Annotated in this window: 19 protein-coding genes and 1 pseudogene; 8 read left to right on the forward strand and 12 right to left on the reverse strand. The window is 67.6% G+C overall.

From position 1 onward, the window contains the following. On the reverse strand, positions 1–543 hold a 543-nt coding region (vgrG, locus tag WS49_RS08300), incomplete at its 3' end, for a type VI secretion system tip protein VgrG (protein ID WP_156441364.1). Between the two features lie 827 nt (positions 544–1370). Beyond that, entirely contained in the window at positions 1371–1931 is a 561-nt protein-coding gene (locus WS49_RS08305) for a putative glycolipid-binding domain-containing protein (protein WP_059526385.1), read from the reverse strand. A gap of 276 nt (positions 1932–2207) precedes the next feature. On the opposite strand from WS49_RS08305, the gene WS49_RS08310 reads away from it, so the two are divergent. The 5 genes from WS49_RS08310 to WS49_RS08330 all read left to right on the forward strand — a co-directional run bounded on the left by WS49_RS08310 (position 2208) and on the right by WS49_RS08330 (position 9398). After that, positions 2208–3101 carry an urea transporter gene (locus WS49_RS08310; protein ID WP_059526387.1) on the forward strand — a complete coding sequence of 298 codons (894 nt, stop codon included), beginning with the start codon at positions 2208–2210 and terminating at the stop codon, positions 3099–3101. Then, positions 3076–3852 (forward strand): class II aldolase/adducin family protein, encoded by a 777-nt coding sequence (locus tag WS49_RS08315; protein WP_059526390.1) that lies wholly within the window; start codon positions 3076–3078, stop codon positions 3850–3852. Before WS49_RS08310 ends, WS49_RS08315 begins: the two co-directional genes overlap by 26 nt. Positions 3853–3911: 59 nt before the next feature. Then, the gene (locus WS49_RS08320) at positions 3912–4100 is read left to right on the forward strand and encodes a 4-oxalocrotonate tautomerase (protein WP_014898956.1); all 189 of its coding nucleotides are present in this window, start codon (positions 3912–3914) and stop codon (positions 4098–4100) included. Between the two features lie 116 nt (positions 4101–4216). Next, the gene (locus WS49_RS08325) at positions 4217–4513 is read left to right on the forward strand and encodes a hypothetical protein (protein WP_063888582.1); all 297 of its coding nucleotides are present in this window, start codon (positions 4217–4219) and stop codon (positions 4511–4513) included. Positions 4514–4556: 43 nt separating this feature from the next. Next, on the forward strand, positions 4557–9398 hold the full coding sequence (locus tag WS49_RS08330) for an NAD-glutamate dehydrogenase (RefSeq protein WP_059526393.1): 4842 nt from the start codon (positions 4557–4559) through the stop codon (positions 9396–9398). Positions 9399–9423: 25 nt separating this feature from the next. Here the strand turns inward: WS49_RS08330 and WS49_RS08335 are convergent, their stop codons facing one another. The 5 genes from WS49_RS08335 to WS49_RS08355 all read right to left on the reverse strand — a co-directional run bounded on the left by WS49_RS08335 (position 9424) and on the right by WS49_RS08355 (position 14056). After that, positions 9424–10284 (reverse strand): class I SAM-dependent methyltransferase, encoded by an 861-nt coding sequence (locus WS49_RS08335; protein WP_059526395.1) that lies wholly within the window; start codon positions 10282–10284, stop codon positions 9424–9426. 107 nt (positions 10285–10391) lie between these two features. Then, a complete protein-coding gene (locus WS49_RS08340) occupies positions 10392–10568 on the reverse strand; it encodes a ribbon-helix-helix domain-containing protein (protein WP_059526398.1) in 177 nt (58 codons plus the stop codon). 119 nt (positions 10569–10687) lie between these two features. Further along, on the reverse strand, positions 10688–11509 hold the full coding sequence (locus tag WS49_RS08345) for an arylamine N-acetyltransferase family protein (protein WP_059526401.1): 822 nt from the start codon (positions 11507–11509) through the stop codon (positions 10688–10690). 120 nt (positions 11510–11629) lie between these two features. Beyond that, positions 11630–12325 (reverse strand): hypothetical protein, encoded by a 696-nt coding sequence (locus WS49_RS08350; RefSeq protein ID WP_059526404.1) that lies wholly within the window; start codon positions 12323–12325, stop codon positions 11630–11632. 246 nt (positions 12326–12571) lie between these two features. Continuing rightward, on the reverse strand, positions 12572–14056 hold the full coding sequence (locus WS49_RS08355; protein WP_059526407.1) for an amidase: 1485 nt from the start codon (positions 14054–14056) through the stop codon (positions 12572–12574). Between the two features lie 400 nt (positions 14057–14456). Between WS49_RS08355 and WS49_RS08360 the strand changes: the two genes are divergently transcribed. From WS49_RS08360 to WS49_RS08370, 3 genes are all read left to right on the forward strand, one after another. After that, positions 14457–14891, forward strand: a complete 435-nt coding sequence (locus WS49_RS08360) for a universal stress protein (RefSeq protein WP_059526413.1) — start codon at positions 14457–14459, stop codon at positions 14889–14891. A 470-nt stretch (positions 14892–15361) separates the two neighbouring features. Further along, positions 15362–15610, forward strand: a complete 249-nt coding sequence (locus WS49_RS08365; protein WP_059526416.1) for a hypothetical protein — start codon at positions 15362–15364, stop codon at positions 15608–15610. Positions 15611–15840: 230 nt separating this feature from the next. Further along, entirely contained in the window at positions 15841–17127 is a 1287-nt protein-coding gene (locus tag WS49_RS08370; protein WP_059526420.1) for an Nramp family divalent metal transporter, read from the forward strand. A 36-nt stretch (positions 17128–17163) separates the two neighbouring features. Here WS49_RS08370 and WS49_RS08375 read toward each other — a convergent pair whose 3' ends face one another. From WS49_RS08375 to WS49_RS08390, 5 genes and pseudogenes are all read right to left on the reverse strand, one after another. Next, a complete protein-coding gene (locus tag WS49_RS08375; protein WP_059526423.1) occupies positions 17164–17565 on the reverse strand; it encodes a PPC domain-containing DNA-binding protein in 402 nt (133 codons plus the stop codon). A gap of 120 nt (positions 17566–17685) precedes the next feature. Further along, positions 17686–17919: pseudogene (locus tag WS49_RS34900) on the reverse strand (hypothetical protein); the annotation flags it as partial. 23 nt (positions 17920–17942) lie between these two features. Then, positions 17943–19343: an MFS transporter gene (locus WS49_RS08380; protein WP_059526426.1), complete on the reverse strand. Its 1401-nt coding sequence runs from the start codon at positions 19341–19343 to the stop codon at positions 17943–17945. A gap of 28 nt (positions 19344–19371) precedes the next feature. Continuing rightward, positions 19372–20616, reverse strand: a complete 1245-nt coding sequence (locus tag WS49_RS08385) for an NAD(P)/FAD-dependent oxidoreductase (RefSeq protein ID WP_059526429.1) — start codon at positions 20614–20616, stop codon at positions 19372–19374. Further along, on the reverse strand, positions 20613–21575 hold the full coding sequence (locus tag WS49_RS08390; protein WP_059526432.1) for a VOC family protein: 963 nt from the start codon (positions 21573–21575) through the stop codon (positions 20613–20615). Before WS49_RS08390 ends, WS49_RS08385 begins: the two co-directional genes overlap by 4 nt. Positions 21576–21587: the final 12 nt, after the last annotated feature.

Here is a 21587-nt window from a genome sequence, read left to right on the forward strand (position 1 = left end):
ACAGTGAATCAGGCGGTGACTATCAGCCTTGTGCTGGAAGGCATAGAAAAAGCCTTCCTCGCGCAGGATGCGCTCGATAAAGTCGTAGTCGGTGTCGCCGGCCTGCACGCAGTACTCGCGCGCCAAATGCTCGGCGGTAACGCGCTGTTCGTAGTCCAGCGTTTGGTTGTGTGCCTTGAGCACGGCCGTCGCAATCTCGGGCACGCTCAGGGTCTGGAAGATGCGCCAGTCGGAGGACAGCTTCAGGCGCGCCAAGCGCGGCTCGACCACCGCGGAATAGCGGGTCCGTCGAAATCCCGTTTCGCCTTGGGCGAGCGATGAGATGGCGCCGTGCACATAGCGCACCGGCAACCCACCCTGCCATATGGTGAGCAAGCCATTACGGTCCAGCACCTGACCAAAGTCGATGGCAGGGTTGGTGCTGGCCAGTTCCACCTGCAAGCGGAAGGTCTCGGACAAGCCTTCGTGCAAAGTGAACTCCACCACTTCGAACGACTCGTCGCCGGCGGTAAAGGTAAAGCGCAGGTCGGATTGCGTGGGCATAGTTAAGCTCCCTGCAAGACAAGCCTATCTCGTCATAGGTCGACGGATAGGCGGTGGCGAGTGAAGTCCGCCGCACAAACCAGCTCGGAACTTTCGCCAACCCGGCCCACCGCTGCGGAGATCCATGGATTTCCTACCGTTCTCTGCGGAACAACTGCTCGTATCAGCGACATCGAAACACGCTTCTTTTGCCGTGTGATCTGAGTTCATCGACTTGCAGATCATTGGTCACGCTGTTCCACATGGGCGCATTCGGCAGAGCTGATCCACCAGTTTGTCTCGCCTTCAGCGAGCAACGCGAGCCGTCCTTCGAGAGCCGTTGATGGCGCATAGCAGTGCGCGATAGACGTCCAGTAGCGATGGTCAGCCACTGCGATACTCACGTCTATGGGACGAATCTGAAAATTGATTGCCATGCGAAACGATGCACCGTCCAACGACAAATCAGCCTATATCAGGCGTTTGCGTCGGGCGGTGAGCCTGAATCGAGAAGATCGTCGTGGGAACTGACTGCCGGCAGGCGGCAAGCTATGTGGAATGGCCGATCATCTGTCGGATGATCACCGACTTGCACGAAACAGGAATACGCACCGTCAAATAAATGCGAGCCATAATCCAACACCTCGAGACATCGGATTTGTGCCGGCGGCCAGCACCCACGTGCGTTGTACATGGGGCGCCTCGGTGTTAGGTCGGCTTCATTATCGCCAGATGTCGCGCCCCCAATCGTGGCTGGTACTGCGCTATCTGCGCTGCTTCTGCGGCTTTAGTCGCGCACGTCAACCGGCATGTGCCGTCGCTGGTTCGGCGGTAACGAACGCCACCATTCAGCGCCCCGTCAGCGCCGGCAGGCGCTTGAACAGCGTTTCGTAATCGATCACGAGCCCATCGGCGTCGATGTCCATTTCCGCCGTGAAGTTCCGGAAAATGCCTTCGTAGCGGTAGCGCCGGCCAGGCTCGATGCACGCATACGCCTGCTTGACCGGCGTCACCTTCAGGTCCGGCGTCGACACGTATGCGACGTCGATCGGCCGCCGCTCGCCGCGTGCAAGACCGAGGCGGCCGATCGGCAGCGAGTTCGTGAACGGCGTCGCCGCGATGTCGATGTCGACGCAGCCTTCCAGTTCCGGCAGCGCACGGCCTGACCCGTCGCGCCAGTGCCCGGCGCCGTCGCCGTGCAGTTCCAGCGTGCCGCCGCCCATCACCTTGAGCACCGCGTACGTCACGCGCCAGTGCGGATCGCACTCGACACGATACGCGAGCCCGTATGCGCGGCCGTACCGCTGGCCGACCACCGCGCTTTCGACGACGATGCCGCCGCCACTCCGGTCGAACGTCAGATGTTCGACTCCGTCGCCCTCGAGCGACGCCCAACGCACCTCGCGCATTCCTTCGCCTCCCGGTTGGTCCGATGCAGGGGATCGTCGCACGAATCCCGATCGAAGACGTGAACCCCGACGCGCACCTGGGCCAAAAGAACCGGCCATTGCCCGAATTCACTTCTGAAACCGCAATTCACCCGAAAACGCCAATGCGGCAGCCCCCCGAGCATCGTTATTCCCCAATTCGGGGCATCCGCCACAAATCCTGACTATCCAGAATTCCCTATTCCGGTGCACGGGATTGTGTCCTATGCTCGCGGCTCGTCCTGCTCCACCGCCGCCATGCCTACCGCCCGCCCTGTCTCGCCGTCGATCGACCTGCGCACCCTGCTGCGCGGCATCGGGCAGATCGTCCTGCAGGCGAATGCAGTCACCGGCGCGCTGCTGCTCGCCGCGCTGGCGCTGACCGACTTGCGGCTTGCGTCCGCGGCGCTGGTCGGCTCGGCCGCCGCCAGCATGACCGCCGTGCTTACGGGCACGGAGCGCCGCGACGTCGAACAGGGGCTTCACGGCTTCAACGGCGCGCTCGCCGCGCTGATCGCCGTGCAGTTCGCCCCGTCTTCGCTCGCCGCCATCGCGCTGGTGCCGGCGGTCTCGATCGGCGCGGCGCTCGTGCAGCGCGCGATGCGCGTGCCGCTCGCCCGCTGGCGCCAATGCCCGTATTCGAGCCCATGCCTCGTCATCACCGCGCTGTGGCTACCGTTTGTCGCATCGCAGCATGCGACCGACGCGACGGCAGGTGCGCCCCTTACGCTGCCTTCCATCGCCGACGCGCTGTTTTCGGGCATCGCACAGACCGCCTTCGCGCAAGGCCCGTGGGCAGGCATGCTGATCGTCGCGGGCCTCGCCGTCGCGTCGCGCCGCGCGGCCGCCTTCGCGCTCGGCGGCGCGATCGTGTCGACCGTGCTGCTGGTCGCGTCCGGCGCGAACGGCACGTCGTTCGCCGACGGCCTGCTCGGCTTCAACGGCGCGCTCGCCGCGCTTGCGCTGATGCCGCGCGGCCCGCGCGCGGCTTTCGCGGCCGCCGCACTCGCGGCGCTGCTCCAGTGGCTCGCGACGCGCGCGGGCCTCCCCGCGTTCACGGCCCCGTTCGCGCTCGCGTCATGGATCACGGTGCTCGTCACGCGCCGCTTCACCCTCGGAGAACCCGATGTCGTCATTCGCACACCGTCCTGACACCGTGAAGCCCGGCGGCCCGATCTCGGACGCCGAGCGCCGGCTGCGCGTCGATCTCGCCGCCGCGTATCGCCTCGTCGCGCTGAACGGCTGGGACGACCTGATCTACACGCATCTGTCCGCGACGGTGCCGGGCGAGCCCGGGCATTTCCTGATCAACCCGTTCGGCCTCACGTTCGACGAGGTCCGCGCATCGAATCTCGTGAAGATCGACCTGGCCGGCAACCGGATCGGCGACGGCGAACACGCGGTCAACGTGACCGGCTTCGCGCTGCACGCGGCCGTGCATGCCGCGCGGCCGGACGCCGTCTGCGTGATGCACCTGCACAATACGGCCGGCATCGCCGTGTCGATCCAGCGCGACGGGCTGCTGCCCGCGTCGCAGCACGCGCTGCGGTTTCACGGCGATCTCGGGTATCACGACTACGAGGCGCTCGCGTTCTCGCCGGCCGAAGGCGCGCGACTGACCGCCAGCCTCGGCGCGAAATCCGCGATGCTGCTGCGCAACCACGGCACGCTGACGGTCGGCCGGACCGTTGCCGAGGCGTATGTGTTGATGGATACGCTGATCAAGGCCTGCGACATCCAGATACGCGCGCAGGCAGGTGGCGGGCCGCTCGTGCTGCCCGAGCCGGCCGTCGCGGACCGCACGGCCGGGCAGTTGCGCGACGGCGGCGCGATCGAGGGCGAACTGGAATGGCCGGCGCTGCTGCGCCGCCTCGACCGGATCGATCCGTCGTACCGCGACTGACGGCGCCATCGCCACTCTCCCGACGAATCGTTCACCCCCAACCATCGGAGCATTCAGTCATGCCGACTTTCAATATCCAGTTGTTCGAAGGCCGCACGGTCGAGCAGAAGCGCGCGTTCGTCGAAGCGATCACGCGCGTCACGTGCGAGACGCTCGGTTGCGACCCGGGCTCGGTCGACATCATCCTCGCCGACGTGAAGAAGGAAAACTGGGCGACGGCCGGCAAGCTGTGGAGCGACGAGCGCTGATACCGGCAAGTTCGGCGCCGGTGGAACCTGCCCTGCGACGTGCGTTCGAATTGTGGTGACATCGCGGTGACATCCGGACGCACGCGCCGCACGATGCGGCGCGCTCGGGCTACCGCATGCTCGCCGCGCTGCGTATCGCCGCCGCACTGAACGACACGATCCTTTCGATGGGCGCGCAACCGGATCGATCGCTTCGGCAGGTCGACGAGGCCCGCCCGCGACACGAATCCGGCGCCTGCCGCGAATTCGTATCGCCGCTACGGCCCACGATGCTGCCCGACATCATGAATCCGCTCTCCGCGCGGCACCCCGATCTGAAGCCGCCGGCGTCGCATGCGGCCGCCCTTCCCTGCTCCGCGTTGTGCGTCCGCACATCGCTTCGTCACGCAACCGGCACATCAATCGGCGCATAATGCCGAACACACGCAGCAGCCAATGGCCACCCGGGAGACCGCCATGGAAGCGAAGAACGAGGAAGTCGTCGCACACCTGCTCTCCGATGTCGTCGAATTCGCGCGCGGGCGCCTGCCCGAAGCCACGTTCCGGATCGTCGAACCGTTCCTGCGTCATTACTACGATTTCGTCGACGCCGACGATCTGCAGAATCGCAGCATCGCCGACCTCTACGGCGCCGCGATGGCGCACTGGCAGACCGCCCAGAAATTCGTGCCCGGCAGCGAGCGGCTGCGCGTCTACAACCCGATCCTCGAACAGCACGGCTGGCACTCGGACCACACGGTGATCGAGATCGTCAACGACGACATGCCGTTCCTGGTCGACTCGGTGACGATGGCCGTCAATCGCCTCGGGCTCGCGCTGCATTCCGCGCTGCACCCGGTGTTCCGCATCTGGCGCGGCGGCAACGGCGGAATCGAGCGCGTCGACGCCGGTGGCGCGACGCCCGGCGACGGCCAGTCGCAACTCGCATCGTTCATCCATTTCGAAGTCGACCGCTGCGGCGACGCCGCGCTGCTCGACACGCTGCGCGACGACATCGCGCGCGTGCTCGGCGACGTGCGCGCGTCGGTCGAGGACTGGCCGAAGATCGTCGACATCGCGCGCGCGACGATCAAGGACATGAAGGCCCGCGAATCCACCGCGGAAGACATCGAGGCGCGCGCGTTCCTCGAATGGATGGCCGCCGATCACTTCACGTTCCTCGGCCAGCGCGACTACGCGCTCGTGTCGGACGGCACGGGCTTCGGGCTGCGCGGCATCGAAGGCTCCGGCTTCGGCCTGTTGCGCGAATCGCTGCGCGCACCCGGCGCGCCCGACGTGACGCCGCTGCCGCCGGCCGCCGCCGAGATCATCACCGGCCCCTGGCCCATCTTCCTGACCAAGGCGAACTCGCGCGCGACCGTGCACCGGCCCGGCTATCTCGACTACGTCGGCGTCAAACTCGTCGGCGCCGACGGCAAGGTGAGCGGCGAACGCCGCTTCATCGGGCTGTATACGTCGACGTCCTATTTCGGTTCGTACACCGATATTCCGATCGTGCGCCGCAAATGCGCGAACATCGTGAAGCGTGCGGGCTTCCTGCCGAAGGGACATCTCGGCAAGTCGCTGGTGACGGTGCTCGAAACCTATCCGCGCGACGAACTGTTCCAGGCCGACGAAGACCAGCTCTACGACATCGCGCTCGGCATCCTGCGCCTGCAGGAACACCAGCGCACGCGGCTGTTCGTGCGGCGCGACCGCTTCGACCGCTTCGTGTCGTGCCTCGCGTTCGTGCCGCGCGACAAGTACAACACCGACCTGCGCCGCCGCATCGCGAAGCTGCTCGTCGACGCGTACAACGGCGTGAACGTCGAATTCACGCCGCTGCTGTCGGAATCGGCGATCGCGCGAATTCATTTCGTTGTCCATGCCGAACCGGGCACGATGCCCGACGTCGACACGCGCGAACTCGAAACGCGGCTCGTGCAAGTCACGCGCCGCTGGCAGGACGATCTCGCCGACGCGCTGCTCGACGCCTTCGGAGAAGAACAAGGCAACCGCCTGCTGCAGCGCTATGCGGACTCGTTCCCGGCCGGCTATCGCGACGACTACCCGGCGCGCACGGCCGTGCGCGACATCGAACTGATCGAGCGCGTGAAGGAGTCGGGCCAGCTCGCGATGAACCTGTATCGCCCGATCGAGGCAGAGGCCCGCGCGTTCCGCTTCAAGGTGTATCGCGCAGGCGACCCGATCGCGCTGTCGCGCAGCCTGCCGATGCTCGAGCATCTCGGCGTGCGCGTCGACGAGGAACGGCCGTACCGGATCCAGACGCAGGATGCCGCGCCCGCGTGGGTGCACGACTTCGGCCTTGAACTCGCGGACGATACCGAATTCGACATCGAGCGCGTGAAGGACTTGTTCGAGGACGCGTTCGATCGCATCTGGAGCGGCCGGATCGAGAACGACGACTTCAACCGTCTCGTGTTGCGCGCGCACCTGAGCGCACGCGAGGTCACGATCCTGCGCGCGTATGCGAAATACCTGCGGCAGGTCGGCTCGACCTTCAGCGACGCGTACATCGAGCGCGCGCTGACCGGCAACCCGGCGATCGCACGGCAGCTCGTCGAGCTGTTCCTGCTGCGCTTCGACCCGGCCACCGGCGGCACGCGCGACGTGCAGGTCGAACGCGTGCTGAAGGCGATCGAGACGGCGCTCGACCAGGTCCCCAACCTCGACGAGGACCGGATCCTGCGCCAGTTCCTCGGCGTGATCAACGCGACCGTGCGCACCAACTATTTCCTGCACGACGCGAACGGCGAATCGAAGCCGTATCTGTCGTTCAAGTTCAATCCGGCGAAGGTGCCCGGCCTGCCCGAACCGAAGCCGATGTTCGAGATCTGGGTGTACTCGCCGCGCGTCGAGGGCGTGCACCTGCGCGGCGGGCGCGTCGCGCGCGGCGGGCTGCGCTGGTCCGACCGTCGCGAGGACTTCCGCACCGAGGTGCTCGGGCTGATGAAGGCGCAGATGGTGAAGAACGTCGTGATCGTGCCGGTCGGGTCGAAAGGCGGCTTCGTCGTGAAGAACCCGCCGCCGCCGAGCGATCGCGAAGCGTGGATGCGCGAGGGCGTCGCGTGCTATCAGACGTTCCTGCGCGGCCTGCTCGACCTGACCGACAATCTCGCCGGCAACGCAATCGTGCCGCCGCCCGACGTGGTGCGGCACGACCCCGACGATCCGTATCTCGTCGTCGCGGCCGACAAGGGCACGGCCACGTTCTCCGACTACGCGAACGCGATCTCGCACGAATACGGCTTCTGGCTCGACGATGCATTCGCATCCGGCGGCTCGGTCGGCTACGACCACAAGAAGATGGCGATCACCGCGCGCGGCGCCTGGGAATCGGTGAAGCGGCACTTCCGCGAGATGGGCATCGACACGCAGACGACCGACTTCACCGTGGTCGGTGTCGGCGACATGTCGGGCGACGTGTTCGGCAACGGGATGCTGCTGTCGCCGCATATCCGGCTCGTCGCGGCGTTCGATCACCGGCACGTGTTCCTCGACCCGAACCCCGATCCGGCGACGAGCTTCGCGGAGCGCCAGCGGATGTTCGCGCTCGAACGCTCGAGCTGGGCCGACTACGACACGTCCGTGATCTCGGCGGGCGGCGGCGTCTATCCGCGCACCGCGAAGACGATCCCGCTGTCGCCGGCCGTGCAGGCCGCGCTCGGCATCGATGCGCACGCGCTGCCGCCGACCGAGCTGATCCGCGCGATCCTGCAGGCGCCGGTCGACCTGCTGTACAACGGCGGCATCGGCACCTACGTGAAAGCCGCGCGCGAAACCCACCAGCAGGTCGGCGATCGCGCGAACGACGCGGTACGCGTAAATGGCGCGGACCTGCGCTGCAAGGTCGTCGGCGAAGGCGGCAACCTCGGCTGCACGCAGTTCGGCCGCATCGAGTTCGCGCAGCGCGGCGGCCGCATCAACACCGACGCGATCGACAACTCGGCCGGCGTCGATTGTTCGGATCACGAAGTCAACATCAAGATCCTGCTCGGGCTCGTCGTCACCGACGGCGAGATGACCGAGAAGCAGCGCAACGCCCTGCTCGCGGAAATGACCGACGAAGTCGGGCTGCTCGTGCTGCGCGACAACTACTACCAGACGCAGGCGCTGTCGATCGCGGGCCGCTACGGCGTCGAGCTGCTCGACGCAGAGGCGCGCCTGATGCGCTGGCTCGAACGCGCGGGCCGCCTGAACCGCGTGATCGAGTTCCTGCCGACCGACGACGAGATCGCCGAGCGGCAGGCCGCGAAGCAGGGCCTCACGTCGCCGGAGCGCGCGGTGCTCCTCGCCTACAGCAAGATGTGGCTGTACGACGCGCTGCTCGAATCCGACGTGCCCGAGGATCCGCTCGTCGCCGCGATGCTCGTCGACTATTTCCCGAAGCCGCTGCAGCAGCGCTTCAGCGAACCGATGCATCGCCACCCGCTGCGCCGCGAGATCCTCGCGACGCACCTGACCAACGCGCTCGTCAACCGGGTCGGCTGCGCGTTCGTGCACCGGCTGATGGAGGAAACCGACGCGAAGCCGGGCGACATCGTGCGCGCCTGCATCATGGCGCGCGACGTGTTCGATCTCGATGCGGTATGGCGCGACATCGACGCACTCGACAACCGCGTCGCCGACGACGTGCAGGCGCGCATGTTCGTCGACGTCGCGCGGCTGCTGGAGCGCGCGGCGCTGTGGTTCCTGCGGCAGCTGCAGTCGGGCGCGGTGGCCGACGGCGGCGTCGCCGGACTGATCGCGCGCTGCCGCGACGCGGTGCAGCGCATCGCGCCGCAATTGCCGTCGCTGCTGCCGGCCGACGATCTGGAAGCGCTGTCCGAGCGGCAGCGCGTGCTGGTCGATGCCGGCGTCGACAGCGCGCTCGCGGTGCGCGTCGCGAGCGGCGACATCTCCGCCGCGCTGCTCGACATCGCCGAAGTGGCCGCGACCTGCGACCGCAGCCTCGAACTGGTCGCGGGCGTCTACTTCTCGCTCGGCACGCTGCTGAACTACGGGTGGATCGGCGAACGCGCGGCCACGCTGCCGACCCCGACGCACTGGGACATGCTGGCGCGCGCGGCCGCGCTCGCGGAAATCGCGCGGCTCAAGCGCACGCTCGCCACCAGCGCGCTCGCGGAATCGGCCGACTCGACGGCGCCCGAGACGATCGTCCATGCATGGCGCGAACGCCGCGAAGCCGCGCTGCAGCGCTACGAGCACCTGCTCGCCGACCTGCGCGCGTCGGGCGGCGCGAGCCTCGCGGTGCTGCTGGTGGTCGTGCGCGAGATGGCCGTGCTCGAACGCGCGTGACGGTTGACCCCGGGTCGCGCCGGGATCACACCGTCGCGACGAGCAACTCTTCCGCGTTGTCCGGTGGGCGCAGGCCGTCTGTGCGATCGGCGAAGTAGCGACGTGCAAGTTCCGCGGCCGACACGTGCCCGGCCCGCGCGAAGCCGGCCTCCGTCGCGAGCGCGCGGATCTCCGCCGGCAGGAAGAAGCTGATGAACGGCGTGCCGCTCGCGCGTGCGCCTTTCGCGGCCATCTCGAGCCCCGGACGCACGTCCGGATCGGCAAGCTCCAGCGGCAGCAGGAACGTCATCGCGAACGTCGAACCCGGCGCGAGCGACGCGGCTTCGCGCAATGCCGCCGCGTTCGCGTCGCGCGTCAGATACATGCTGACGCCCGTGGACACGACGACCGCCGGCTTGCCCGGATCGAAGCCCGCGCGCACGAGCGCGTCGCGCCACGACTGCTTCGCCTCGAAATCGACCGGCACGAACCGCAGCCAGTCCGGCACGCCGAAGCCGAGCTCGGTCAGCCGGCGGCGTTTCCACGCCTGCGGCGCGGGCGGATCGACCTCGAAGACGGTCAGGCGCGACGCCATCTCGGGCCGGCGCTGCACGAAGCTGTCGAGGCCCGCGCCGAGGATCACGTACTGGCTCACGCCCCGCGCGGCCTGCTCGACGACGAGATCCTCGATGAAGCGCGCCCGCGCGACGATCGATGCGCGAAACGGCCGCGTGAACCGCGGATCCATGTCGCCGCGCTGCTGCCAGCCGGGCGCCGGCGCGAGCAGGCGCAGGCCGACTTCGTCGGCGAGCACGTGTGGCGGCGCATCGAGTTCGACGTGCAGCGCGCGCCACAGCGCGACGCGTGCGGCGGTGCTGTCGGGGGCGTCGTGATGGAGGTCGGTCATCGTCGCGGCCTCACGCGCCCGGCTTGCCCGGCGCCGGGAAGAACTTCGCGGAGTTGCCCCAGTTGTTCGTCGTCAGGTACACGGCTTCGATTCGCTCGGATGACATGTCATTCCTCCGTGGTGGACAGCCCGGCCCCCGGCTGCGGTGCCGTCAGATACGCGCGCAATGCGTCGGCCACCAGCGCGGACAGCGACTGCTGCGTTTCGATGGCGCGATGCTTGACCCGCCGGATCAGGCCCAGCGGCAGATGCACGTTGAATTGCTTCACTTCTTCGTCGGTCATGCGCGCTAGCATGCTAGCAATCCAGCAAATGTCAATCGGGACACCGGAGCCGGCGGCGCGGCGGACGTCACGCCCGCCCACGCTAGCCCCTCGCCGCTCGCAACGCCCTTATGTCGGGTTCACCGCGCCGCCACCCGCACGAACAGCGCGTCGAGATCGAAGCCGGTCGTATCGATGCCGATCGTGTCGCGCAGGCACTCGCCCCACGCAGCCGCGTCGTCGAAGGTGACGGTGCGCCCCGCGCCCGCCGCGTCGCGCAGCGTCAGCACGGTGTTGAACAGCGCCGCGCGGCCGGCCGGCAACACGCGGCAGGCAATCAGGTCGTTCACGAAGATCGATTCGGGATAGGTCGACGTGAACCAGTTCGCGGCGTCGTAATCGATCCACTCGGCCGGTTTCAGCGAGAAGCGGTAAGTCGTCTGCCAGCCGTCGGGGATCTCGAACTGCATGTCGAATTCGCCGTCGACCGGCGCGCCGACGACGCGAAACGCGCCGTGCGGCGTCATCTGCCGCTCACCCGGCACGAAGCGCAGCGGCGCGGTCAGCGTCGCGCTGCCGAAGCCGATGTCCGCGAGCCACGCCGCGCCGTCGAGATCGATGCGCAGCAGCATGTGCGTCTGCGCGGTGACGATCTCCGGCGGCCGCATCCAGCGCACGCGCGCGATCAGCGGCGTCACGCGAAAACCGATCGTCGTGAGCGCGGTGTAGAAGAGCTTGTTGAGTTCGAAGCAGTAGCCGCCGCGGCGGCGCCCGATCACCTTGTCGACGATCGCCGGCAGGTCAAGCGCGACACGCGCGCCGGTCAGCGGATTGAGGTTTTCGAACGGAATCGCCTGCGGGTGCAGCAAATGCAGCCGGCGCAGCACGTCGAGCGTCGGCTCGGCCGGGCCGTCGTAGCCAATGCGGGCGAAGTAGCGCGGGAGGTCGAACGAGTCAGTCATGAACCGGCACCGGGAACGGGGAACACGCAACGATAGCATCGCGCGATATCCCCATGTTGCGCAGGGCCATCCCGAATCCGCGCGCGCCGCCGGCACCGCGGCGCGCGGTTCGTGGCAACGTTACGGCAGCAGCTTCAGCGCGGACGACGCGACCGCCGGCACCGAAATGCCCTGGCTCGTCGCGAACTGCACGGCCTGGCTGAGCGTCGACGCGAGCGACTGCAACTGGCCCGGTGCGCTCTGCGCGATATACGACGCGGCCTGCATGTTCTGCGGATTCAGGCCCGACTGGAGCAGCGATGCGGCGCTGGTCGAACCGAGATTGCCGAGCCCCGATTGCAGTTGCGAATACTGCGTGAGGCCCTGGCCGAGCGATGCGAGACCGTTGCTGAACGCCTGCTTGTCGACCGGGCCGTGCGTCGCGCCGCCGCTCGCGAACGCCTGGCCGAGCGCCTGCGACACCGACTGCTGCGCGCCGCCCATCTGCGACAGCGCGGCCGGCGTCAACGCGTTGCCGCCACCGAGCAGGCTGGCGGCCTGCTGCGCCTGCCCGGCCGCGCCGGTGAGCCCCATCGCCGACGCGAGCGACGACTGGCCGGCCAGCACCTGCTGATTCGCGCCGACGTATGCCTGCATCAGCTGCGCGACGCCGCCCTGCGCGGGCGCGGCCTGTTGCTGCCCGCCGCCGCCGAGCAGCGCCGAGCCGATCGATTGCAGGTCGAGCTGCGCATGCGCGGCGCCGTTGGCGCCCAGCAGGATGCCGAGTGCGATGCCCGCCGATGCCAGCTGCTTGCCCGTCACGCGAATATGCTTCATCTGTTTGCCTCGTGCCCGAGTGATTGAGGCCGATATTGTCGAAGCGCGTCGCGCGCCGCCGCAACGACTGAAACACATCGAAACGAAATCGCGCGCCGCGGCCGCTTGCAATTCCGCGGCCGTCCCGACTCGCCGCGCACATTCGTCCGCGTTTGCCGCGCGATGCCGGGCACGCGTCCGGATTCGTTCCTTTTCCGCATCAATCGCGCTTGTTTCGGGAGTCCGCGATCGACGCCACGGCGCGCATCACGCAGCCATCCACGCCGGCAGACGCTGGCCGACCCAGTCGGCCGCCTGCTCGTAGCCGCGCGCGAGCTGCAGCACCGCGAGGTCCGCGCGCGGCCGGCCGATCAGTTGCATCCCCATCGGCAGCCCCGCGTCGTTGAAGCCGACCGGCACGCTGATCACGGGGCAGCCGGCCAGGGTCCACGGCACGACCGTTTCCATCCAGCGGTGGTAAGTGTCCATCGCGCGGCCCGCGATTTCCTTCGGCCAGCGCTGCTCGACTTCGAACGGGAACACCTGCGCGGTCGGTGCCGCGATGAAGTCGTAGCGGTCGAAGAAGCTCAGCACCGCCTGGTGCCACGCGGTGCGCTCGATGCTCGCGTCGAACACCTCGGCACCCTGCATCGCGAGCAGCCCTTCGACCTCGTAGATCGCCTCGGGCTTCAGCAGCGCGCGCCGTGCCGGATCGCGATAGTGCGCGAGCAGCCCGCCACCGGACAGCAGATGCCGATGCGCGAGCCACAGGCGCCAGATGCGCTCGGGCGCGAACGCCGGCAGCGCCGCATCGACGTCGCAGCCGATCTCGCGCAGCGTCGCGAGGCCCTTTTCGCACTGCGCGAGCACACCCGGCTCGGTCGCGAGATAACCGTTCCAGTCGCCGACCCAAGCGATGCGCTCGCCGCGCAGGTCCTTGTCGAGGGGCTTCGCGAACACGGCCGGATCTTCCGCGAGCGACAGCGGATCGTTCGGGTCGTAGCCGGCCTGAATCGCGAGCAGCTGCGCGACGTCGCCGACCGTGCGGCCCATCGGCCCTTCGATGCCGAGCTGCTGCATGAACACGTCGACGCCCGGCCAGCGCGGCACGCGGCCCTGCGACGGCCGGAACCCGTAGATGTTGCAGAACGCGGCCGGATTGCGCAGCGAGCCGCCGAAGTCGCTGCCGTCCGCGACCGGCAGCATGCGCGCGGCGAGCGCCGCCGCCGTGCCGCCGCTGCTGCCGCCCGCGCTCTTCGTCAGGTCGTATGGATTGCGTGTCGCGCCGTGGATTTCGTTGAACGTATGCGAGCCGAGGCCGAATTCCGGCGTGTTGGTCTTGCCGATGAAGATCGCGCCCGCCGCGCGCATTCGACCGACGCCGACCGAGTCGGCCTGCGGCACGTTATCGCGGAAGATCGGCGAGCCGTAGGTCGTCCGCAGCCCTTTGGTCATCGCGAGATCCTTCGGCGCCTGCGGCATCCCGTGCAGCCAGCCGTGATACTCGCCGCGGGCCAGCGCGGCGTCCTTTTCCGCGGCTTCGGCGAGCAGCACGGCGCGCTCGCGCAGCGAGACCAGCGCGTTCACCGCGCCGTTCACGCGCTCGATGTGATCGAGATATGCACGCATCGTCTCGACGCACGAAACCGCCTTGCCGCGAATGGCCGACGCGAGCTCGCCGGCCGACAGGCGCACGATCGGGTCGACGGTGATGGAAGCGGGAGCGAGAAGCTGCGGGGCGCCGTGCGGCATGCGAGGTCTCCTGGAATCGGTATGGAATGGCGGGCCGCATGGTGGCGGCGGTCCGTCGCGAACGGCCGGGAAGGCGCCGGGAAGAGGCCAAGGCGGGCCGCGGTCGATGCTCTACTCTACGCGACGCCGGATGCTCGACCTCCGATATTTTCCGCCGCGATTCATTGAGGATTCGACTAAATCGGCGGGGGGTGCGCCGCTCGACCGCCAGCGTCGGGCTGCTGCCCGGCCGATTGGTGTAAACGTTTATGCGCATAAACCAAAATTTCTTATATTTCTAATAGGCGCAACACGAGGCGACGGACGTTGACGACATTTTTACGCGCCCGCCCAATCTATTTAGGTCGCGCGATCCGGCGGCGCACTACGCTGGGAACATCTCGACTACGGAGCATTTTCCATGCTCAAACTGCTGGTTCCGGTCGGACACTCACCCCGCTCGCTGCAGGCGGTCCGCCACGCGACCTTCCTGTATCGCGAACGCTGTGCATCCGAAATCGTGCTGATCAACGTGCAGGCGCCGCTCGAGTCGACGCGGCTCGAGGCGTTTCACCCGCTGTCGCGGCTACAGTCGATCGAGGACAAGTTCGCGTGCGACGATCTGGCGATGGCGGAGCGGGTGCTGCGGGAAGCCGGTGTCCGGTACAGCATCGTGAAGAAGGTCGGGCCGGTGGCCGACACGATCGCGGCCGTCGCGGCCGAGACCGGCTGCGACGAAATCGTCGTCGTCGCGCCGCGGCAGGATCCGTTTCACGCGATGCTCTCGATGTTCCGTCGCAGCGTGATGGACCGGCTCGTGCGGATCTCGAATGTGCCGGTGACGGCAGTGCGATGAACGGTGCGGCGCTTACTTGATGACCTTGCGCCAGAACACGAGGTAGGTCGCGGCGGAAGATGCAATCAGCAGAATGGCCCACAGCGGCGCGAGACTGATCAGGACGGAAGAGACGTTAAGCATTTGGATTCCTCACTATTTCGATAGCGATGTTCGGCACGTACCTGCTGCGTTCTGGAGCCGCTGCGCGCATCGCTTGCCGCGCATCGCGTTCCGTTGAAACATGCATTCATGCTATCGCTTTGACTGCCGGCGCGACCGTCTCGCCCTGCCCCTAACCTGACATTCGTCAAACTCGCGTCAATCGCGCGTCGGTGCGGCGGGCCACCGCTCCTTTCCTCGTTCGCGCGGCAGAAAGCGGTATGCGAGCGCCCCGGCCTGCCGCCATTTCCGCAGACGTTTACCGGGGGAAGCCCCAAGTGCCTCCCGAAACGTGTCCGCGTTACGCTTGCGTAACAAGGAGACGAATCATGAGACGAGTGGTGCACATCGCCTTTTTCGCGCTGCTGGCCTACCTGATCGGCGATCGGGCACTGCTGCACGCGCAAGGCCGCGACGCCAGCCCGATGGCGTGCTCGCAGGGCGCCGAGCAGGTGAAATACGACGCGCTCAGCCGCGGCTTCGGCAACGCGGCCGCCGACAGCCAGCGCGAGGCGTTCATGTCCGGCTGCCTGGTGACCGGGCGCGCCGATCGGAACGTTGCGATGGCGGCTCGCTGACGCCGACGCGTATCGCCCCTGCTGCGTCGCTCTCGCTGCCGCCCGGCCGCACGCTTTCACGAGCGCAGTCCGTTTTCTCCCGCATCCCCCGGCTTCCCCAACGTCGGCCAAGCCGGTCTTCTGCCGCGCCGCGTTCGGTATTCGGAACGCATTGACCGACCGGCACCGCCCGCCCCACGGCCCGGGCACGCCGATTGCGACTCGACTGCCCCTCCCCACGGGTCGCCGCCATGAACGACAACGAGTCCCTCGGTACCGCGCAGCCTCGTCCGCGCGCGGCAACGTGGCTCCGGCGCCTCGGGCCGGGCCTCGTCACCGGTGCCGCCGACGACGATCCCTCAGGCATCGGAACGTACTCGCAGGCGGGCGCGCAGTTCGGACTCGAACTGCTCTGGTCGCTGCTGCTGACCTATCCGCTGATGACGGCGATCCAGCTGGTCAGCGCGCGCATCGGCCGCGTGACGGGCAAGGGCCTCGCGTCGAACATGCGCGCGCACTACCCGCCATGGTTGCTCTACAGCGCCGTGGCATTGCTGTTGATCGCGAACGTGATCAACATCGCGGCCGACCTGTCGGCGATGGGCGCGGCGGTCAATCTTCTGCTGCATGGCCCGCAGGAACTCTATGTCGTCTGCCTGGGCGGCGTGTCGGTCGTGCTGCAGATTTTCGTGCCGTACGACCGCTATGCGCGTCTGCTCAAATGGATCGCGCTGGTCCTGCTCGCGTATGTCGCGGTGGCGCTCATCGTGCCCGTCCACTGGGGCGAGGTCGGCCGCGCGATCGTGCGGCCGCATGTCCAGTTCACCGCCGCCTATCTGACCACGGTCATCGCCGTGCTCGGCACCACGATCAGCCCGTATCTGTTTTTCTGGCAGGCGTCGCAGGAGGTCGAGGAACTGCATGCGGAGCCGAGCCAGCATGCGTTACGGCGCGCACCGCATCAGGCGCCCGCGCAGTTGCGACGAATCAACTTCGATACCTGGGTCGGCATGGGCGTATCGAACGTCATTGCGTTCTTCATCACGCTGACGGCAGCGGCCACGCTCTACATGCACCACATCGAAGTGAAGACGTCCGCCGACGCCGCGCGCGCCCTCGAGCCCATTGCCGGACACTTCGCGTACACGCTGTTTGCGCTCGGGATCGTCGGCACCGGCCTGCTGGCCTTGCCGGTGCTCGCCGGCTCGGCCGCCTATGCGGCCGCAGGCAGCTTCCGCTGGCGCAACAGCCTCGCGCTGCGGCTCGGCGTCGCGCCCGAATTCTATGCGGTGATCGCGTTGGCGATCGTCGGCGGCGTCGCCATCACGTTCATGCATTTCGACCCGATCCGCGCGCTCTACTGGAGTGCGGTCATCAACGGCGTGACCGCCGTTCCGATCATGGTCGTGATGATGCTGATGGCCGGCAGCCGGCGCATCATGGGCAAGTTTGCCGTGACGGGCGCGCTGGCATGGGGCGGCTGGGCCGCGACGCTCGCGATGGCGATCGCGGCAATGGGAGTGTTCGTGCCGGGGTAAGCCACATCGGTCACATGCGCCCGACCGTGCGCACGATCAGCCTGGCTCCGGACGAATCACCAGCTCGTCGAACCCGGTCCCTGCATCGGGTTCACGGGAGAAACGATGTGCGGGCAACAGCACGAGCAGGATCTCGGCGGTCGTCCGCACCACGCAGCCGCGCGCGACATGTCCGCCCGATACGCGGCCGTTCGCGTCGGACACCGACATATGAAGGTGCGCGCCGTCCGGCGAGACCGAACCGGCCAGCGTCAGGATTTCGAGGTCGCCGCGCAGTTCGGTCGGCGCGTCGACACCGGCAAAGCGAAGCTGCGCGACATTCAGGCTGCCGATCCCCTGGATCACGAATGCCGCGTGTGCGTCGAGCCGACGCAACGCCTGCTCGATCGATGCGCGCAGATCGTCGCCGGGGGAAAGACGCAAAGGATGGGCTTGCATGGTGGATAACCTGCGGGTGGGCCGATGTGTCGACAAAGAGTACGTTCGACCCGACCATTCGGCAAGTCGTCCGCCGGATGACGCGCCGCACCTGCGTCACCGCAACGGGCGGCACGCGCATCACACGGTGAATCGCTCGCTCGCGAATTGCGCGTCCGGCACGCCGGCCGCGACGGCAATTTCCCGCGCGTCACCCCTCTCCTGATACCCGACCATGCGCCTGAGCATCGACAAGACCGGCGCGAGCCCCGTGCCGCCCGCGACGAACCAGCGCGGCCGCAAGCTGTCCGCGAACAGGCGCGAACCCGAGCGCCGGAAAACAGAAAGGCCCGGACGATGTCCGGGCCTCCCACGTCAGCCGTTGCGACCGGCCGCGCTTACGCTTCCAGCGCTTCGAGCACTTTCCCCTTCGTCTCGATCCCGACGAAATGAACGGTCACGGCCGCGATCAGCGGCACGATGCCGATCAGGTAGAACGCCGGCGCGAGGTTGCCGCCGATGATCGCGTGCGGCACGATCATCGGCGCCGCGAACGACGCGATCTTCAGCCACGCGCTGCCGAGCCCGCAGCCCGACGCACGAATGCTCGTCGGATACTGCTCCGGCGTATAGACGTATGCGGTGATGAAGCCCGATGCCATCAGCCCCAACGACAGCGAGCAGAAGGTCGCGACGACATACACCGACGCTGCGTGATAGAAGCCCGCGAACGCCAGCGACGCCGCGCACAGCACGAACGACCACACGATCACCGGCTTGCGGCCGAGCTTGTCGACCAGCAGCGCGGACGCGAGCGAACCGAGCACGCCCATCACCGAGCCGATCACCGCGAGATTCAGCGCGAGCTGCAGCGGCGCGTGATAGAAGTTCTTGTAGATCGTCGGCAGCCACGTGGACAGCCCGTACTGGATGAACCCGCACGTCGCCCACAGCGTCGCCACCGCGAGCGTGCGCTTGCGATACGCGGCGCTGAACAGATCGGTCATCCGGCGCTTCGGGTGCTGGCGGACCATCTCGTCGTACGCGGCCACCTGCGTGACCGGCGGCAGTTCGCCGCGCACCGACGATTCGAACACGCCGACCGCGCGCCCGGCTTCCGGGAGGCGCCCGCGCGAGGCAAGCCAGCGCGGCGATTCCGGCACGAGATGCGTGAGCACCAGCGCGAGGATCAACGGCAGCCCGCCGACGAAGTACATGATCTCCCAGCCGAACCGCGGCACGAGCCATGCGCCCAGCGCCATCGATACCAGCAGACCGATCGGAAACACGATTTCATACAACAGCACGAAGCGGCCGCGGCCGTGCGCACGCGTGATTTCGTTGATGTACGTGGCCGCGACCGGCAATTCGCCGCCGAGACCGAGCCCCTGCAAAATCCGCAGCAGCACGAACACCTCGAACGTCGGCGCGAAACCGCACGCGATGCTCGTGATGCCGATCACGGCAGAACTCCACGCGATCGCCTTTACACGGCCATGCTTCTCGGCGAGCGCGGGAAACAGGAACGCGCCGATCAGCTGCCCGATCGCGCCGGACGCGATCAGCATGCCGATCTGCGTCGGCGACAGCCCCCACTTGTGAATCAGCAGCGGCAGCGTCGCCGCGATCGTGATCACGTCGAAGCCGTCGAAGAACGTGGCGGTGCCGATCAGCACGCGCGCGCGAATCTGCATCGCGTTGGCCGGAAGCCGCTCGAGCCGCGCGATGATCGCGCCGGGCGTGGAGGCGGCAGCTTCCATCGTGGCCCTGCCGGCCACGACGTTGTCGAAAGTGCTCATGCGGGGTGTCTCCTGGATCGTTCGCCGGTCAGGCAAGCGCTTTGGTCGTGTCCGCCAGGGCTTCCGTATCCACTGCCCGGCCCTGGTTCATCCACTTGCGTGCGAGCTTGAGCTCGCGTGCGTTGTTGATGGCGATGACACCTCTCACATGCCCATCGCCTACGAAAAACAGCGTCGCGCGTCGCGCGGCGATATCGCCGCGCACGACGAGCTGCGCGTCGGCCGGCAGATCGCCGAGGATCTGCAGGTTCACGTCGTACTGATCGGACCAGAACCACGGAATCTCCGCGTACGGCGCGCGCACGCCGAGCACGGCCTTCGCGGCCGCGATCGCCTGGTTCTGCGCGTTCGCCCACGATTCGAGCCGCACGCGCCGCTTCAGCCAGCCGTTGTGATGGTTCGCAACGTCGCCGCACGCGAAGATCGCCGGGTCGCTGGTCGCACCGAATTCGTCGACGACGATACCGTCGTCGATCGCCAGGCCCGCGTCGCTCGCCAGCGTCGCGTTCAGCGCGAGGCCGATGCCGGCCACCGCGAAATCCGCATCGATCGTCGTGCCGTCGGCGAGCGTCGCGCGCACCTTCGACGCGTCGTCCGGTTGCGCGTCGAGCGACGCGAGCGCCGCGCCGAGGCGCACGTCGACACCATTCGCGCGATGCAGGTCGAGCAGGAAGTCCGACACGATCTGCGGCACCGAACGCCCGCACAGACGCGGCGCGCCTTCGACGACGACCGCTTCGACACCGAGCTTGCGTGCGGTCGCGGCGACTTCGAGGCCGATCCAGCCGCCGCCGATCACGAGCACGCGCCGGCTCGCACGCAGCTTCTCGCCGAGCGCGGCCGCTTCGTCGAGCGTGCGCAGGTAGTGCAGATTCGGCGTCCTGATGATTGCGTCGGGCAAGCGACGCGACGTACCGCCGGTCGCGATCACGAGGCGGTCGTATTCGATCACGAGGCCGCTTTCGGTCTTCACCACGCGGCGCGCACGGTCGATCGACGCCGCGCGTTCCGGCTGCCACGCCTCGACGTTCAGCGCGTCGAATTCGTCCGGGCGCACGACGCGCACCGTTTCGATGTCGGCATCGCCCGCCAGCACGGCTTTCGACAGCGGCGGGCGCTCGTACGGCAGGTGCGGCTCGTCGGCGATCATCACGAGGCGGCCCGCGAACCCTTCCGCGCGCAGCGTCTTCAGCACCCAGCCGGCGGCCTGGCCGCCGCCGACCACGACGACCGTGCCCGGCACGGCCGGCGCTTGCGTGTGCGCTTCGGTCATGATTTGCGCTCCGTCATGAACTTGCCTTCCGGCGCCTTCGCGTTCTTTTGCCGGCGCGTATTGCCGTCGAGGCCGCCGTCGACGGCCCATTCGGCGAACACGGTCGGGCCCGGCTCGAATTCGCGCGGCTGCCATTCGGGCGTCAGCACGTCCTCGTCCGCGTAGTACTCGATCAATGCGCCGGCCGGATTCTGGAAGTACCAGAAGTACGCGGACGACACCGGATGACGCCCCGGGCCGAGTTGCGTTTCCCAGCCGCAGCGGTCGATGTGCATGCCGCCGCCGAACACTTCGTGGATATCGCGCACGGTGAACGCGACGTGGTTCAGGCCGCGCTTTCCGTTCGGCAACGCGAGCAGGAACAGGTCGTGGTGGCCACCGTGAGGCGCGCAGCGCATGAACGCGCCGCGGCCCGGATAGCGATCCGACGTCTCGAAGCCGAGCAGCTCGTGATAGAACTTTTCCTGCGCGTCGAGGCAGTTCGTGAAGAACACGACGTGGCCGACCTCGACCGGCTCGGCGCGCGCATAGATCGGGCTCGGCTGGTCGACCCGCGCCGTCCGGCCCCACACGTTCGACGGCGAGCCGGTGATGTCGAGCGCGCGCTTGCGCGTCACCTCGATGCGGATCGCCATGCCGTTCGGGTCGATGCAACCGACCGCATCGTCCTGCGCGTAATAGCCGGGCTGGCCGGCCAGCTTCGCGCGCAGCGCGTCGACTTCCTGCTGCGTCGCGACGCCCCACGTGACTTCGCGCAGCGTCGGGCCCGCCTCGAACGCGGGCGGCAGCGACGGATCGTCGGCCTTGACGACCAGCACGGTGCAGTCGTTCAGCGTTTCGAAGCGTGCGCGCGTGTCGTCGTGCGCGACTTCCTTCAGCCCCCAGTCGGCGAAAAAGCGCCGGCACGTCGCGAGGTCGTCGACACCGTACGTGATCTGCTCGATACCCAAGATGCTCATTGCGTCATTCCC

The sequence above is a fragment of the Burkholderia sp. RF7-non_BP4 genome, from assembly GCF_001521935.1.
Taxonomy (GTDB): Bacteria; Pseudomonadota; Gammaproteobacteria; order Burkholderiales; family Burkholderiaceae; genus Burkholderia; species Burkholderia diffusa.

Coding starts and splice junctions, on each gene's coding strand:
- WS49_RS08330 (WP_059526393.1), top strand. CDS start 4,557: ATGGAAGCGAAGAACGAGGAAGTCGTCGCACACCTGCTCTCCGATGTC.
- WS49_RS08310 (WP_059526387.1), top strand. CDS start 2,208: ATGCCTACCGCCCGCCCTGTCTCGCCGTCGATCGACCTGCGCACCCTG.
- WS49_RS08370 (WP_059526420.1), top strand. CDS start 15,841: ATGAACGACAACGAGTCCCTCGGTACCGCGCAGCCTCGTCCGCGCGCG.
- WS49_RS08325 (WP_063888582.1), top strand. CDS start 4,217: ATGCTCGCCGCGCTGCGTATCGCCGCCGCACTGAACGACACGATCCTT.
- WS49_RS08375 (WP_059526423.1), bottom strand. CDS start 17,565: ATGCAAGCCCATCCTTTGCGTCTTTCCCCCGGCGACGATCTGCGCGCA.
- WS49_RS08390 (WP_059526432.1), bottom strand. CDS start 21,575: ATGAGCATCTTGGGTATCGAGCAGATCACGTACGGTGTCGACGACCTC.
- WS49_RS08365 (WP_059526416.1), top strand. CDS start 15,362: ATGAGACGAGTGGTGCACATCGCCTTTTTCGCGCTGCTGGCCTACCTG.
- WS49_RS08315 (WP_059526390.1), top strand. CDS start 3,076: ATGTCGTCATTCGCACACCGTCCTGACACCGTGAAGCCCGGCGGCCCG.
- WS49_RS08345 (WP_059526401.1), bottom strand. CDS start 11,509: ATGACTGACTCGTTCGACCTCCCGCGCTACTTCGCCCGCATTGGCTAC.
- WS49_RS08350 (WP_059526404.1), bottom strand. CDS start 12,325: ATGAAGCATATTCGCGTGACGGGCAAGCAGCTGGCATCGGCGGGCATC.
- WS49_RS08355 (WP_059526407.1), bottom strand. CDS start 14,056: ATGCCGCACGGCGCCCCGCAGCTTCTCGCTCCCGCTTCCATCACCGTC.
- WS49_RS08360 (WP_059526413.1), top strand. CDS start 14,457: ATGCTCAAACTGCTGGTTCCGGTCGGACACTCACCCCGCTCGCTGCAG.
- WS49_RS08385 (WP_059526429.1), bottom strand. CDS start 20,616: ATGACCGAAGCGCACACGCAAGCGCCGGCCGTGCCGGGCACGGTCGTC.
- WS49_RS08380 (WP_059526426.1), bottom strand. CDS start 19,343: ATGAGCACTTTCGACAACGTCGTGGCCGGCAGGGCCACGATGGAAGCT.
- WS49_RS08320 (WP_014898956.1), top strand. CDS start 3,912: ATGCCGACTTTCAATATCCAGTTGTTCGAAGGCCGCACGGTCGAGCAG.
- WS49_RS08305 (WP_059526385.1), bottom strand. CDS start 1,931: ATGCGCGAGGTGCGTTGGGCGTCGCTCGAGGGCGACGGAGTCGAACAT.
- WS49_RS08335 (WP_059526395.1), bottom strand. CDS start 10,284: ATGACCGACCTCCATCACGACGCCCCCGACAGCACCGCCGCACGCGTC.
- WS49_RS08340 (WP_059526398.1), bottom strand. CDS start 10,568: ATGACCGACGAAGAAGTGAAGCAATTCAACGTGCATCTGCCGCTGGGC.